The following is a 15,252-nucleotide window of genomic DNA, read 5'->3' on the forward strand; positions in this document are numbered from 1 at the left end:
CGGGGTCAAGCCGGTGGTGCTGGATGCGCAGACCGGGGTGGCGCTGGACGGCGACGGGGTCGAGGGGGTGCTGTGCATCGCCGATAGCTGGCCTGGGCAGATGCGCACGGTCTGGGGCGACCACGAGCGCTTCATGGAGACCTATTTCCAGCAATATCCGGGCTATTACTTCACCGGCGACGGCTGCCGGCGCGACGCGGACGGCTATTACTGGATCACCGGGCGGGTGGATGACGTGATCAACGTCAGCGGCCACCGGATGGGCACGGCCGAGGTGGAATCGGCGCTGGTTGCGCATGAGAAGGTGGCCGAAGCGGCGGTGGTGGGCTATCCGCACCCGCTGAAGGGGCAGGGCATCTATGCCTATGTGACGCTGATGAACGGCATCGAGCCCAGCGACGGCCTGCGCGCCGAGCTGGAGAAATGGGTACGCACCGAGATCGGCCCGATCGCCAAGCCGGACCTGATCCAATGGGCGCCTGGGCTGCCCAAGACCCGTTCGGGCAAGATCATGCGCCGCATCCTGCGCAAGATCGCCGAGGACGATTTCGCAGCCTTGGGCGACATCTCGACCCTGGCCGATCCAGGCGTCGTCGACGACCTCATCGAAAACAGGATGAATCGCGCCTGAAACGGCGCGGGCCCTTCGCCGGGGGAAAAGACGGAAACGACATGTCTGTAAATGGGAGGATTTGAAGGACATGAGTGACAGGCAATCATCAAACGCATATTGGCAGGCCAATCTTAAGCTGATCTGGCTATGCATGATCATCTGGGCCGTGGTGTCCTATGGTTTCGGGATCATCCTGCGGCCGGTGCTGGCAGGTATTTCGGTCGGGGGGACGGATCTGGGATTCTGGTTCGCGCAGCAAGGCTCGATCCTGGTCTTCATCGTGCTGATCTTTTTCTACGCCTGGCGCATGAACAAGCTGGACGCAGAACACGGCGTGGACGAGTGAGGAGCATCCAATGAGCCAGTTTACCCTCAACCTGATCGTCATCGGTGCGTCCTTCGCGCTTTACATCGGCATCGCCATCTGGACCCGCGCCGGTTCCACGGCGGAATTCTATGCTGCGAACCGCGGCGTCAGCCCGGTCATGAACGGCATGGCCACGGCCGCCGACTGGATGTCGGCCGCCAGCTTCATTTCGATGGCGGGGATCCTTGCCTTCGGCGGCTATGACACCTCGGCCTATCTGATGGGCTGGACCGGCGGCTATGTGCTGCTGGCGATGCTGCTGGCGCCCTATCTGCGCAAGTTCGGCAAGTTCACCGTGCCGGAATTCATCGGCGACCGCTTCTATTCCCAGACCGCCCGCATCATCGGGGTGATCTGCCTGCTGATCATCTCGATCACCTATGTGATCGGCCAGATGACCGGCGTCGGCGTGACCTTTTCGCGCTATCTGGAAGTGTCCAGCTCGACCGGGTTGTGGATCGGCGCGGCGCTGGTCTTCGTCTATGCGGTGCTGGGCGGGATGAAGGGGATCACCTATACCCAGGTTGCCCAATACGTCGTGCTGATCATCGCCTATACCATCCCGGCGATGTTCATCGCGCTGCAACTGACCGGGCATGTGCTGCCACAGACCGGGCTTTTCGGCACGCATGACGCCTCGGGTCTCAAGTTCCTGGCCAAGCTGGACCAGGTGGTGACCGATCTGGGCTTCCGTTCCTATACCGGGCACCACGGCTCGATGCTGGACATGGTGCTGTTCACCATGGCGCTGATGATCGGCACCGCGGGCCTGCCGCATGTCATCATCCGCTTCTTCACCGTGCCGAAGGTGGCCGATGCGCGCAAATCGGCGGGCTGGGCGCTGGTCTTCATCGCGCTGCTTTACACCGTCGCGCCGGCGGTTGGGTCGATGTCGCGCTTCAACCTGACCGCGACCATGTGGCCGGGCGCCGAGACGGGCGAGACGTTCAGCCAGCCCGCGGTGTCGCTGAGCGACATCGAGACCCGCGAGGACCTGCACTGGATGCGCAACTGGCAGTTGACCGGCCTGCTGAACTGGGAGGACAAGAACGGCGACGGCCTGATCCAGTATTACAGCGAGGCAGGGGCCGCCACCAACGAGCCGCTGGCGGCGGTGATCGCCGAACAGGGGCTTCAGGGCAACGAACTGACCACGGTGAACAACGACATCATGGTCCTGGCCAACCCGGAAATCGCCAACCTGCCAGCCTGGGTCATCGCCATCGTCGCCGCCGGCGGCCTGGCGGCGGCGCTGTCGACCGCGGCGGGCCTGCTTCTGGCGATCTCGGGCGCGGTCAGCCACGACCTGATCAAGGGCGCGATCAACCCCGGCATCAGCGAAAAGGGCGAACTTCTGGCCGCCCGCATCTCGATGGGGGTGTCGATCCTGGTGGCGACGATCCTGGGCCTGAACCCGCCCGGCTTTGCCGCGCAGACCGTGGCGCTGGCCTTTGGCCTGGCGGCAAGCTCGATCTTCCCGGTGCTGATGATGGGCATCTTCTCGACGCGCATGAACAAGGAAGGCGCGATCGCGGGGATGCTGGCCGGCGTCATTGCGACGCTGGTCTATATCTTCACCTACAAGGGCTGGTTCTTCATCTCGGGGACCAACATGCTGCCGGATACGGCGGATGCATGGCTGCTGGGCATCTCGCCGGCCTCGTTCGGGACCGTCGGCGCGCTGATCAACTTCGTGGTGGCCTATCTGGTGGCACAGGCCACCAAGGAACCGCCGGCCGAGGTGCGCGAACTGGTCGAATCCATCCGCGTCCCGCGCGGGGCCGGCGCGGCGCAGGCCCATTGACCAATGGCCGCGCCCCTTTGCGGGGGCGCGGCTTTCCCCCAGCCGGCAGGGCAGGTTCATGAACGACATCGCCGCCTTCATCGCCTCGGTCCATCCCTATGACAGCCTGTCGCCGGATGAATTGGCGCGGGCGGCCGCTGCATTCGTGCGCCGCACCTATCCGGCGGGCAGCGTGATCTATCACCAGGGCGACAGGCTGGCGGGGCTTTATCTGATCGAAAGCGGGCTTGTCCGCGTTTCCGATTCCGCCGGGGATTCCGTTTCCGAACTGGCGACGCGCCATTCCTTTGGCGAAAGGGGCTTGCTGCGAGACGGCGTGGCCGTGACCACCGCGACGGCGGTGGATGACGCGACCGTGCTGATGCTGCCGCGCGCCGAACTGACAAGGCTGATCGGCAGCCATCGCGCGGTGGCGCGCTTCTTTGACCGCGTCGGGCTGCCCGGCAGCCGCGGCAGCGACCTGGCCCTGTTGAAGGTGGGCGACCTGATCGGGCGAAAGGCGCCGCTGAGCTGCACCCCCCAGACCCCGGCCATCGACGCCGCCCTTGCCATGCGCGACGCCCGCGTCAGCAGCATCGGCGTCCTGGACGGGGACCGGCTGGTCGGGCTGGTCACGATCCGCGACATGTCGAACCGCATCGTCGCCGAGGGGCGCGACGCCAATGTGCCGGTGGCGCAGGTGATGACGCCCGATCCGATCACGCTTTCGCCCGCGGACCTGGGCTATGACGTGCTCAACATCATGCTGGAACGCCGCATCGGCCATCTGCCGGTGATCGACAAGGGCCGCTTCGTCGGCATGGTCAGCCAGACCGATTTGACGCGGGTGCAGGCGATCTCGGCCTCGGCGCTGATCCGCGACATCGCCCAGGCCGAGGATATCGCCGGCATGGTCGCGGCCACCGCGCGCATTCCCGAACTGCTGGTGCAACTGGTCAACGGGCATCACCGGCACGAAACCGTCACCCGGATGATCACCGACATCGCCGATGCCGTCACCCGCCGCCTGCTGGTCCTGGCCGAGACGCGGCTGGGCCCGCCGCCGGGTCCCTGGCTGTGGGCGGCCTGCGGCAGCCAGGGGCGGCAGGAACAGACCGGCCTGTCGGACCAGGACAATTGCCTGATCCTGGGCGACGATTGCGACCCCGACGATCCCTGGTTCGCGGATCTGGCACGCCATGTCTGCGACGGGCTGAACGCTTGCGGCTATGTCTATTGTCCCGGCGAAATGATGGCCATCAACCCGCGCTGGCGCCAGCCGCGCCGGGTCTGGCGCGGCTATTTCCGCGACTGGATCGCCCATCCCAGCCCGCAGGCGCAGATGCTGGCCTCGGTCATGTTCGACCTGCGCGCCATCGGCGGCGACGCGGCGCTGCTTGACGGGCTTCAGGCGGAAACGCTGGGGATGGCGGCGAAGAACTCGATCTTCGTGGCGCATATGATCGCGAATGCGATGAAGCATCGCCCGCCCTTGGGGCTGATCGGCGGCTTTGCGACCGCGCGCAGCGGCGAATATCGCAACCAGATCGACATGAAGCATAACGGTGTCGTGCCGGTGACGGACCTTGCCCGCATCTATGCGTTGCAGGGACAGCTAACGCCGGTCAATACCCGCGCCCGCCTGGTCGAGGCGCAGGCCGCGGCCATCATCTCGGGGCGCGGCGCGCGCGACCTGATCGCGGCCTACGACCTGATCCAGACGACGCGGCTGGAAAACCAGGCGGCGCAGATCCGCGCGGGTGAGCGGCCGGGAAACGGCTTGGCGCCGGCCGCGCTGCCCGATTTCCAGCGCAGCCACCTGCGCGACGCCTTCGTCGTGGTGCGCGGGATGCAAGCGGCGCTTGGCCATGGCAAGGGAATGTTGGGATGAGAGGCGCATGACCGGGATCGGGATCGAACTGCTGGGCGTGGCCGCGGTGGGCATCGGCGCGGCGGCGCTGCTTTATGCGGGGATGCACCTGCTGCGCAAACTGGGCCCGGCGCCGGCGCGCTGGCTCATGCCCGCGGGCATCGGCCTGGCGATGATCAGCTATGCCATCTGGAACGATTATGCCTGGTATGACCGCGCGGTGGCGCGGCTGCCGCCGGGGGCGCAGGTCCTGCTGGTCGGCCGGGACAGCCAGCTTTGGGCGCCCTGGACCTATCTGGCCCCGGCCGCGATCCGCTTTGCCGCCATCGACCCGGCCGGCATCTCGGACACGGCCGAGGGCAACCGGCGGGCCGGCATCATCCTGGTCGAGCGGCGCGGCCCCATGCTGGTCGTGCCGCAGGAATTCGATTGCGCGAAAGGGCTGGTCCGGCCGGCGCGCGGCGCGTGGTCGCCGCCCGGCCCGTCGGATCCGGCCTATTCCGTCGTCTGCAAAGGAGGGGGCTGATGGCAAGGATCCTGGTGGTCGAGGATGAGGACAACATCGCCACTGCCCTGGATTTCCTGCTGTCGCGCGACGGCCACAGCCACCGGCGGCTGGCCACCGGCGCCGGCGCGGTCACGGAAATCCGGGCCAGCCATCCCGACCTGGTGCTGCTGGACGTGATGCTGCCCGACGTCTCGGGTTATCAGATCGTGCAGGACGTGCGGGCCGATCCGGCGCTGAACGATGTGCGGGTGCTGCTGATGACGGCGCGCGGCTCGGTCGTGGAACGCCGCAAGGGGCTGGCGCTGGGGGCGGACGGGTTCATCGCCAAGCCGTTCGAACTGTCAGAACTGCGCGCAGAGCTGTCGCGGCTGCTGGAGGGGTGATGCTGACGCGGCTGTCGCTAAGGGTCCGGGTTCTGCTGGTCTTTGCCGGGCTTGCGGCTGCGATCCTGGCCGCGCTGGCCGCGGCGCTTTGGGTGGCGGGGGCCAGCCTTTCGGGCCGTGGCGTCCCGATGCCGGCGATGCTGGACGCGCTGGCGCTTGCGGCGCTGGTGGCCGGCCTGGGCGCCTTGGGGGCGATCGCCTGGATCTGGTTCCTGTTCGACCGCAACATGGCCCGCCCGATCGAGCTTCTGGCCGGCGGGTTGCGCACCGGCCAGACACCCGAGATCGAGGAAGCCCGCTATCTGGCCGACCTTGGCCCCGCCGCGCGCGATGCCGCCGGCGCGCGGGCGCGCTCGGCCGAGGCGCTGGCCGAGGCCATCGCCGAACACGCGACCGAGTTGCAGCGCGAGAAAGAGACGCTTGAGGCGATTCTGGCCGATATCGGCGCCGGCGCGGTGATGACCGATGCGGCGGGGCGGGTGGTGTTCTACAATGCATCGGCCGCGCATCTGCTGCCTGGCATCGCGCTGGACCGCCAAATCGGCCGCCATCTTCCCGCCGCTGCGCTAGAGGCGGGCGCGGCGCGGCTTGCCGCGGGGGCCTCGGCCACCGACCTGACCTGCCTGACCGCCCAGGGGCAGCGGCTGCGGGGGCGGATGCGGCGCGTCGACGACGGCATGTTGCTGATCCTGCATGACCGCGCGCCGCTGCGCCCGGCGCCGCGCGCCCTGATCGAAACGCTACGCCGCCGCGCCGCGACCCTGGTGCCGATGCTGGGCGCGCTGGACGGGCCGATGCCGCCCGCGCTTGCGCAGGCGATCCGGGCCGAGGGGCAGGGGCTGGCCCAAGCCCTGCGCGAACTGGCCGCGGCGACCGGCGCCGACGACGCCTCGCAGGGTCGGGCGGGGCTGAACGAGCTGGGCGCCGGGCTGGATCAGGCCCCCGACCAGCCCCGGCTGGCGCTTTTGGCCGATGCGGCCGGGGTCAACGGGCTGCTGCGCCATCTGGACCGCCGGCTGCGCCAGCAGGGCCTGGCCCCGCGACTTGCCGCCGAAGCCGAGACATCCGAGGCGCGGCTGCTTTTATCCTGGGCCGGCGCGCCGTTGCCCATGGACCGGCTGGAAACCTGGCTGGCCGAGCCGCCAGACCCGGCGCAGCCCGAACTGACCGGCCACGAGATCCTGGCCGCCCACGCCACCGCCATCTGGTCCGAGGTGCAGGACGGACAGGCGCGGCTGGTCCTGCCGCTGCCCGTCGTGCCGGATCGCGCCGACAGCGCCGGGCTGACCTATGACTTCGCCCTGGCGCGGCGCGGCGCCGGACAGGCGCGCCTGGCGGATCGGACCTGCGTGGTCTTCGATACCGAAACCACCGGCCTTGATCCGGCGTCGGACCGTATCGTGCAGATCGCCGGGCTGCGCATCGCCCGCGGCCGGCTGACCGGCGAACGCTTCGAAACCCTGGTCAATCCCGGCCGGCCGATCCCTGCCGGCGCTACCGCCGTGCATGGCATCACCGACGCGATGGTGCAGGACGCCCCGGACATGACCGCGGCGCTGACCGCCTTTCGCCATTTCGCCGGCGAGGCGCTGCTGGTCGCCCATAATGCGCCGTTCGACATGGGCCTGTTGCGGCACGCCGCGGCCGAGACGGGGGTGCATTTCGACAACCAGGTGCTGGATACGATCCTGCTGTCGGCGATGCTGTGGGGACAGTCGGCGCCGCATTCGCTGGATGCGCTGACCGGACGGCTTGGCATCACCATCGAGCCCGAGGCGCGCCATACCGCCATGGGCGATGCCCGCGCCACCGCCGATGCCTATCTGCGGCTGATCGCGGCGCTGGAGGCCAAGGGGCTGGCGCAGTTCGAGGATGTTCTTGCCGAAGCCCGCCGCCATCGCCGCCTGATCGAGGATGCGAACCGCCCGGCTGCGCCAGGGGCGCAGGGCGGACCGCCGGCCGGCCCCGCGCCGGGGCCAGCCGGCTGAGTTGTCGCCCGGTCAGCGCAGCTCGCGCCGCTCGGCAAGCAGGCCCTTGACGATGGCCCAGCAGGCACCCAGCAGCACCAGCGTAAAGGGCAGCCCGGTCGAAACCGCCATGGCCTGCAACGCCGTCAGCCCGCCGCCCAGAAGCAGCGCGATGGCGACCAGCCCCTCGAAGCTGCACCAGAAGATGCGCTGCGGCACCGGCGCGTCGATCTTGCCGCCGGCGGCGATGGTGTCGATCACCAGGCTGCCGGAATCCGACGAGGTCACGAAGAACACGATGACCAGCACGATGCCGACGAAACTGGTGATCGCGGTCAGCGGCAGTTGCGACAGCATCTGGAACAGCTGCAATTCCAGCGCCGCATCGGCCACGCCCGCATAGCCCGCCAGCGTGATCGAGATCGCGGTGCCGCCGAATGCGGTCATCCACAGGATCGAGATCATCGAGGGCACGATCAGCACCGCGACCAGGAATTGCCGCACGGTGCGGCCGCGGCTGACACGGGCGATGAACATGCCGACAAAGGGCGACCAACTGATCCACCAGGCCCAGTAAAAGGCCGTCCAGCCCTGCCGGAAATTGTCGTCGTCGCGCCCGAACGGGTTCGACAGCGGCAAGAGATTGGTGGCATAGGCGCCCAGGTTGCCAAAGAACCCGCTGATGATCTGCCAGGTCGGGCCGGCGAAGATCACGAAGAAAAGCAGGATGATGGCCAGGACCATGTTGATCTCGGACAGCCGCTTGACGCCCTTTTCGACGCCCAGGACCACCGAAGCCGTCGCCACCGCGGTGATGGCGACGATCAGGATGATCTTCGAAGTGTCGGTGGCGCTCCATCCGAACAGGAAGCCGAAGCCGGCCGAAGCCTGCTCGGCCCCGATGCCCAGCGACGTGGCCAGCCCGAACAGCGTGGCCATCACCGCCACCACGTCGATGACATGGCCGGGCCAGCCCCAGATCCTTTCGCCGAACAGCGGATAGAAGACCGAGCGCAGCGTCAGGGGCAGCCCCTTGTTATAGGCGAAAAGCGCCAGGGCCAGCGCCACCACCGCATAGATCGCCCAAGGGTGCAGGCCCCAGTGAAAGATCGTCGCGGCCATCGCCAGGCGGCGGGCGGCCAGCGGATCGTCCGGCGCGCCGTCCAGCGGCGCCCAGTCGGTGCGCACCCCTCCTTCGACCACCGGCCCGCCCAAGGCGGCGGTGAAATGGCCCAAGGGTTCGCTGACGCCATAGAACATCAGCCCGATCCCCATGCCGGCGGCAAACAGCATCGAGAACCAGCCGGTCAGGCTGAAATCCGGCGTGGCCTCGGGGCCGCCCAGCCGGATCGAGCCCAGCGGCGACAGGATCAGCCCCAGGCTCAGCAGCACGAAGATATTGCCCGCGATCATGAAGAACCAGTCGAACCTGCTGGTCACGATGTCGCGCAACCCGGCGAAGAACGGTCCAAGGACGGCGGGAAACATCAGGGTCGAGGCGGTGAACAGCACCACGACCACGGCCGAGATCATGAAGACCGGGTTGTGGATGTCGAAGGCGACCGGCTTGACGCCTTCGATATTGTCCTGGCCGATCTCATAATCGGTCTCGATGATCTCGGTCGCCCCCTCGGGCGGGGGCAGGGCCTCGACGCCGGTATCGGTCGCATCCTGGTCCGGCAGGGCTTGGTCGGGGCGGCCCTCGTCGCCGGGACGATGGGGGGTCTCATGCGGGGGTGTCTCTGACATGCATCCCTTTCTCATTCTTGGTTCGATCGGGCGCCGAAAGCTTCGACTCGGCGCGTCATGCGCCTGGCGAACCTCCAGGGTTTCACGTTTTGGTTATCATTGCCATCCGCTTCGGCGTGAACTGCCCGTTTCGTCGGAACCGCAAGGGGCGGATGCGCCGCCGTTTCATCGGTCCAGCGCCTGCCAGCCGCGGCGCAGGTCGGCCAGGAAACGCGCCTCTTCCTCGGCCCGCTGGGCGCTGTCGCGAATGCGCAAAAGCCAGGACGGGTGGACGGTCGCGACCATCGGCGTGTCGTCGGAAAGCCGCTGGATGGTGCCGCGCAGGGACGAGATCGTGGCCGGCCGGCCCAAAAGGCTGCGCAGCGCCGTCGCCCCCATCGCCACCAGGACCGCCGGTGCGACCAGCTTGCGCTCTTGTCCAAGCCACCAGTTGCAGCGGTCGATTTCACCCGCATTGGGGCTGCGGTGCAGGCGGCGCTTGCCGCGGGGCTGAAACTTGAAATGCTTGACGGCATTGGTGACGAATATCTGGTCGCGCGGGATGCCGGCCTGGTCCAGAATGCTGTCGAACAGCCGCCCCGCCGGTCCGACAAAGGGGCGTCCGGCAAGGTCCTCCTTGTCGCCGGGCTGTTCGCCCACCACCATCATCCGGGCCTGGCGGTGGCCTTCGCCGGGGACCACCTGCGTGGCATGGCGATAAAGCGGACAACGGGTGCAGGCCGCTTCGGCCAGGGCCAGCGCGTCCAGCGATGCCGCCTCGACCTCGGCGTCAGACATGGCCGCGCCGCGGACGGGGATGTTTCTTCTGGTCGTCGCGTGGCGGCATGGCGCGGCTCCTTTCTTGCATGGCAACCGGGCCGGCGGCGGATTGTTCCGGCCGCGTCGATGCGCGACGCGGGGTGAATGCAGGAACAATTCGCCGGTCCGCGGGTTTCCCGCCGCAACTGGACCGGCCTGGGCGGCCTGATTTTCGCAGCGGAGGCAGGATGACGAAACGCCATGCAGAACTGACCGTAACGGCGGGCGCGGCGGCGCTGACCATCGCAATCGGGCTTTGGATGTGGAAGCGCGCGGCCGGCCCGCGCCGTTCGGACGACGCGCCGGGCCGGACGGCGCGGCGGCGGGATTTCGGCGGCTATCAGGTGGTGGGCCGCACCGTCACCATCGCCGCCCCCCGCAGCCGCATCTATGCGCAATGGCGCGACCCGGCGCTGCTGAACCGCATCCTGGGCGACGCGCTGGCCGTGCGGCAGGACGGGACGGAGGGCTTCGGTTGGACCGTCGCGCTGCCCGCCGGCGAGGTCGAGATCCAGACGCGCCTGGTCGAGGATCGCGAGGACGAGGCCCTGGCCTGGCGTTCGGTCGAGGATGCCGAAATCGAGGTCGAGGCCAAGGTCCAGTTGCGCGACGCCCCCGCCGGCCGCGGCACCGAGGTCGAGGCGCATGTGGCCTGGCGTCCGCGCTGGGGCGCGGCGGGGCGATGGGCGGCGCATCTGGGCGGCACCGATCCCGAAACGCTGTGCAGCCAGGCGCTGAAGCGGCTGAAAATGCTGCTGGAAACCGGCGAAATAGCGACCTCGGGCCAAGGGAGGACCTTGTGATGCGGGCATTGACCTGGCACGGAAAGCACGATGTTCGCGTCGAGGAGGTGCCCGATCCGCGCATCCTCAACCCCCGCGACGCCATCATCGAGGTCACGTCGACCGCGATCTGCGGCTCGGACCTGCATCTTTACGACGCGGTGATCCCCGGCATGCAGGCGGGCGACATCCTGGGCCACGAATTCATGGGCCGCGTGGTCGAGACCGGGCCGGGATCGACGCTAAGGGTCGGACAGCGGGTGGTCGTGCCTTTCACCATCTCTTGCGGGGCTTGTTTCTTTTGCCGCAAGGGGCAGTTCTCGGCCTGCGACAATTCCAACCCGGTCGAAACCCAGGCCGCGACCGAGCCGCTTTACGGCCATGCGATGAGCGGCCTTTTCGGCTATTCGCACCTGACCGGCGGCTATCCGGGCGGGCAGGCGGACTATGTGCGGGTGCCGTTTTCCGATGTGGGCCCGATCGTGGTCCCCGATGGGGTCGCCGACGAAGATGTGCTGTTTTTGTCAGACATCCTGCCCACCGGCTGGATGGCGGCCGAGAATGCGCAGATCGAGCCGGGCGACAGCGTGGCGGTGTGGGGCTGCGGGCCGGTGGGGCTGTTCAGCGTCCAGGCCGCCCTGCTGATGGGCGCGGGGCAGGTGATCGCCATCGACCATCACCCCAACCGGCTGGCCTTGGCGCGCGACCTGGGGGCCAAGGTGATCGACTATCGCCACAGCCACGTCCTTGATGCGCTGATGGAATTGACGGGGGGCATCGGGCCGGATGCGGTGATCGACGCGGTCGGGATGGAAAGCCACGGCTTTGCCCCCGACAACCTGCTGGACTCCGCCCGCCAGAAGATGCTTCCCGGCGCGGATCGCGCGCATGCGCTGCGCATGGCGCTGCTGGCGGTGCGCAAGGGCGGCCGGGTGTCGATCCCCGGCGTCTATGGCGGCTTTGCCAGCCAGTTTCCGCTGGGCGCGCTGATGCAGAAGGGCCTTCAGATCCGCACCGGCCAGACCCATGTCCAGGGCTATACAAGGCCGCTTTTGCAGCGCATCCTGGAGGGGCAGATCGACACGACCTTCCTGATCTCGCACCGGCTGCCGCTGGAGGATGCGGCCGAGGGCTATCGCAACTTCCATGGCAACCAGAACGAATGGACCAAGGTGGTGCTGAAGCCGGGACAGGCCCCGGCGCCGCGCCGCTAAAGCCGCCTCGCGCAGCCGCGCGCGCTCAGCCGCGCGCGCTCAGCCGCGCGCGCTCAGCCGCCGGTGATCCCCGTCTCCGTGCCGGGCTGCGCGGCGCTGCTGCCCTCATCCTCTTGGCGCAGGTCGTTATGGATGGCCGTCGCCGCGGTGGCCGCCTGTCCCAGGGCCACCGCGATCTGGTTGAGCGAATGGACCACGTCGCCCGCCGCATAGACCCCCCTGGCATTGGTCTGCTGATGGGCGTCCACGCGGATATGGCCCTTGTCGTCGCGGCGGATGTCCAGCGCCGCGGCCAGCTCGGCGCGAACGGCATAACCCAGCGCCGCATAGATCACGCCAAAGGCGATTTCGCGCCCGTCAAGCAGCCGGGCCACATAGCCGGAGTGGCCTGAATGGATGGCGCGAATGTCCTCGCAGATCCCGATGCCGGCCTGGGCGGCCTGGGCGCGCGATGCATCCGAAAGCGCCGCCGGATCCTGCACCAGCAAAAACACCTCGGAGGAAAAGCTGCGCAGAAAGATCGCCTCGCGCAGCGCATGCGCATCCTGGCCGAAGACGCCGATGCGCTTGCCGCTGGCTTCATAGCCATCGCAGACCGGGCACAGGCACAAGGACCGGCGCGCGATGTTTTCCTTGATCCGGGGCAGGTCGGGCAGGAAATCCGTGACCCCGGTGGCCAAAAGCAGCCGCCGGGCCGGCAGCGGCGTTCCGCCGCAGGTGACGGCAAAGCCGGTGCCTTGGCGCGCGATGGCGGTGGCGTGGCCGGGGACGATATCCGCGCCGTAATGCGTCGCCTGCCGGCGCAGCCGGTCGACCAATTCGCGACCGCTGATCCCGTCGGGGAAACCGGGGCAATTGTTCAGCCGGGGAATGCCCAGGGCGCGGCCGTCGCCGGCATCCACGGCGACGACCCGGCGGCGGAACCGCGCCAGGTAAAGCGCCGCCAGCAGCCCCGCCGGGCCTGCGCCGATGACCAGGCAATCGGCCACCTGCCGGGCCGCCTTCATGCCGGGCGGCCCCTCGTCATCGCCCGCCCGGTCGCGGCGGCGGCGCGCATCATCCCGGCGCGGATCGTAAAGGGGGTCGGGGCATGCATCCTGGCCTCGCATCGGGAACGGGCTTCCTGAACGCCCGGCGCCGCGCGATGTTCCCGGCAAGCCTCCGCCATGCCCGGTCGGACCGGCAAGACGCCTTTGCCCAAGGGCGATAAGCGGCAAGCATGTCATCATGATGAGAGGGGGAAGTGGCAGCCCGTAGGGGAGTCGAACCCCTCTTTTCAGGTTGAAAACCTGACGTCCTAACCGATAGACGAACGGGCCACTTTCTGTCTCCGCCGGGCCTTGCCCCGCGGCGTGAGGCGGTATCTAGGATTTCCGTCCGAGGGTTGCAAGCGGAAAAAACGCGGCCCCGGAAAGTTTTTTCCGGGGCGGACCAAGGGCTCAGCCCAAGGGCGCCGCATCGTCCAGCCGCAGCCGCACACGCTCGCGCCCGCCCCAATGCGAAAGCTCCAGCCGCCCCGCCAGATGGAAGCGCCGGCCCTTGGCGCCGAGCAGGGCCGGGCCCAGCGGACCGCTCATCGCGCCCCAGGCGACGGCTTCCAGAACCGGGCTGCCGGGGCTGCGGAATCGCAGCCGCAGGTGGCTGTCGCCCATCGCCCCGGCGCTGTCGATCAGCTGCTCGGCAAAGGCAAAGCGCGGCGCCGGCGCCGCCTGGCCGAAGGGGCCGGCGCGCTCCAGCATCTGCATCAGCTCGACCGTGGCCCCGGCAGGGTCCAGCAGCCCCGAGATGCGCAGCTCGCCCGCCCCCGACCGCTCGGCCATCTCGCGCGCCAGCAGTTGCGACAGGCGATCCATCGCCGCAGGGATCTTTGCCTCTTCGATGGTCAGGCCGGCGGCCATGGCATGGCCGCCGCCTTTCAGCAGCAGGCCTTCGGCCGACAGGCGCTGGATGGCGCGGCCCAAATCCACGCCAGGGATCGAGCGTGCCGAACCCTTGCCGATGCCGCCCTCGACCCCCATAACCACCGCTGGCAGGCCGGTGGCCTCTTTCACCCGCGCGGCGACGATGCCGACCACGCCGGGATGCCAGCCCGCGCCCGCGGCCCAGGCGACCAGGCCGTCACTGGCGCGCGCCTCGACCTGGGCCAGCGCCTCGTCGCGCACGGCGGCCTCGATGGTGCGGCGGTCGCGATTCAGCGCGTCCAGCTCGGCCGCCAGCCGCTCGGCCTGACGGCCGTCGGCGCATGACAGGCACAGCGCCCCCAGGTCGGCGCGCCCGACCCGCCCGCCGGCATTGATGCGCGGCCCCAGCAGAAAGCCCAGGTGAAAGGCATTGGGCGCCGAATCGAGCCGCGCCACATCCGACAGCGCCACCAGGCCCGGCCGCTCGCGCCGGGCCATGATCAGCAGCCCCTGGCGCACGAAGGCGCGGTTCACGCCAACCAGCGGCGCCACATCGGCCACCGTCGCCAGCGCCACCAGGTCCAGAAGCGGAATCAGGTCGGGCGTCGCGTGGCCGTCCCGGCGCAGCAGGCTGTTGCAGCGCACCAGGGTCAGGAATACCACCCCGGCGGCGCAAAGATGGCCCAGGCTGCCATCCTCGTCGGCGCGGTTGGGGTTCACCACCGCCAAGACCGGGGGCAGGGTTTCGCCGCCCTGATGGTGGTCCAGCACGATCACGTCGCAGGTCGAAGCCGCCAGGGCGTCAAAGCTCAGCGTGCCGCAATCGACGCAGACGATCAGGTCGTGATCCCGCGACAGCGCCGCGATGGCCGGGGCGTTCGGGCCATAGCCTTCGTCGATGCGGTCGGGGATATACAGCGTCGCATCGCGCCCCTGCCGGCGCAGCCAGTCCAGCAGAATCGCGGCCGAGGCGCCGCCATCGACGTCGTAATCGGCGAATATGGCGATGCGCTGGCTGGCCAGCACGGCGGCGACCAGCCGCTCGGCCGCCTTGTCCATGTCGCGCAGGCTGGCGGGATCGGGCAGCAGGTCGCGCAGCTTGGGATCAAGGTAAAGCGGCGCTTCATGGGCGGGCACGCCGCGCGCGGCCAGCACCCGGCCGACGGGCAGGGGCAGGCGGCTGTCCTGGGCCAGCGCCGCGGCGGCGCGTTCCAGGGCGGGATCGGGACCGCGCCACAGCCGGCCGGTCAGCGAAGATTCTACGGAAAGAAAGGCGGTCATGCGGGCTTCATCCCCCATGACCGCCCGCTGTTCAAG

General features: G+C 68.7%; 13 protein-coding genes and 1 tRNA gene. 9 read left to right on the forward strand and 5 right to left on the reverse strand.

What is annotated here, in order from left to right:
• The 7 genes from F3H32_RS01415 to F3H32_RS01445 form a co-directional block, all read left to right on the forward strand.
• Nucleotides 1–631, forward strand: a 631-nt coding sequence (locus tag F3H32_RS01415; protein ID WP_149763764.1) for an AMP-binding enzyme, incomplete at its 5' end; no start/stop codon positions are given.
• A gap of 70 nt (nt 632–701) precedes the next feature.
• A complete protein-coding gene (locus F3H32_RS01420; protein WP_115757098.1) occupies nt 702–959 on the forward strand; it encodes a DUF4212 domain-containing protein in 258 nt (85 codons plus the stop codon).
• A 10-nt stretch (nt 960–969) separates the two neighbouring features.
• Complete coding sequence (locus F3H32_RS01425) at nt 970–2,784, forward strand: sodium:solute symporter family protein (protein ID WP_149763766.1); 1,815 nt, start codon at nt 970–972, stop codon at nt 2,782–2,784.
• A 58-nt stretch (nt 2,785–2,842) separates the two neighbouring features.
• Nucleotides 2,843–4,654: a DUF294 nucleotidyltransferase-like domain-containing protein gene (locus tag F3H32_RS01430; protein WP_149763768.1), complete on the forward strand. Its 1,812-nt coding sequence runs from the start codon at nt 2,843–2,845 to the stop codon at nt 4,652–4,654.
• A gap of 7 nt (nt 4,655–4,661) precedes the next feature.
• On the forward strand, nt 4,662–5,159 hold the full coding sequence (locus F3H32_RS01435; RefSeq protein WP_149763770.1) for a hypothetical protein: 498 nt from the start codon (nt 4,662–4,664) through the stop codon (nt 5,157–5,159).
• Nucleotides 5,159–5,524 carry a response regulator transcription factor gene (locus tag F3H32_RS01440; RefSeq protein ID WP_115757090.1) on the forward strand — a complete coding sequence of 122 codons (366 nt, stop codon included), beginning with the start codon at nt 5,159–5,161 and terminating at the stop codon, nt 5,522–5,524. Before F3H32_RS01435 ends, F3H32_RS01440 begins: the two co-directional genes overlap by 1 nt.
• A complete protein-coding gene (locus F3H32_RS01445) occupies nt 5,524–7,512 on the forward strand; it encodes a 3'-5' exonuclease (RefSeq protein WP_149763772.1) in 1,989 nt (662 codons plus the stop codon). The genes F3H32_RS01440 and F3H32_RS01445 overlap by 1 nt, the downstream gene beginning before the upstream one ends.
• 12 nt (nt 7,513–7,524) lie before the next feature.
• Here the strand turns inward: F3H32_RS01445 and F3H32_RS01450 are convergent, their stop codons facing one another.
• Together F3H32_RS01450 and F3H32_RS01455 are read right to left on the reverse strand one after the other, a co-directional pair.
• Complete coding sequence (locus tag F3H32_RS01450; protein ID WP_149763774.1) at nt 7,525–9,240, reverse strand: BCCT family transporter; 1,716 nt, start codon at nt 9,238–9,240, stop codon at nt 7,525–7,527.
• A 165-nt stretch (nt 9,241–9,405) separates the two neighbouring features.
• Nucleotides 9,406–10,017: a UdgX family uracil-DNA binding protein gene (locus tag F3H32_RS01455; RefSeq protein ID WP_149763776.1), complete on the reverse strand. Its 612-nt coding sequence runs from the start codon at nt 10,015–10,017 to the stop codon at nt 9,406–9,408.
• A 209-nt stretch (nt 10,018–10,226) separates the two neighbouring features.
• Between F3H32_RS01455 and F3H32_RS01460 the strand changes: the two genes are divergently transcribed.
• Complete coding sequence (locus F3H32_RS01460; protein ID WP_149763778.1) at nt 10,227–10,841, forward strand: SRPBCC family protein; 615 nt, start codon at nt 10,227–10,229, stop codon at nt 10,839–10,841.
• Nucleotides 10,841–12,034, forward strand: coding sequence for a zinc-dependent alcohol dehydrogenase (locus F3H32_RS01465; protein ID WP_149763780.1), 1,194 nt, complete (start codon nt 10,841–10,843; stop codon nt 12,032–12,034). Before F3H32_RS01460 ends, F3H32_RS01465 begins: the two co-directional genes overlap by 1 nt.
• A 53-nt stretch (nt 12,035–12,087) precedes the next feature.
• On the opposite strand, the gene F3H32_RS01470 is transcribed toward F3H32_RS01465, so the two are convergent.
• From F3H32_RS01470 to recJ, 3 genes are all read right to left on the reverse strand, one after another.
• A complete protein-coding gene (locus F3H32_RS01470; RefSeq protein WP_188128557.1) occupies nt 12,088–13,143 on the reverse strand; it encodes an NAD(P)/FAD-dependent oxidoreductase in 1,056 nt (351 codons plus the stop codon).
• Between the two features lie 135 nt (nt 13,144–13,278).
• A tRNA-Glu gene (locus tag F3H32_RS01475) sits at nt 13,279–13,353 on the reverse strand.
• A gap of 120 nt (nt 13,354–13,473) precedes the next feature.
• On the reverse strand, nt 13,474–15,216 hold the full coding sequence (recJ, locus tag F3H32_RS01480) for a single-stranded-DNA-specific exonuclease RecJ (RefSeq protein ID WP_149763784.1): 1,743 nt from the start codon (nt 15,214–15,216) through the stop codon (nt 13,474–13,476).
• Between the last annotated feature and the right edge of the window lie 36 nt (nt 15,217–15,252).

It is taken from the genome of Paracoccus thiocyanatus (genome assembly GCF_900156255.1).
Lineage (GTDB): Bacteria > Pseudomonadota > Alphaproteobacteria > Rhodobacterales > Rhodobacteraceae > Paracoccus > Paracoccus thiocyanatus.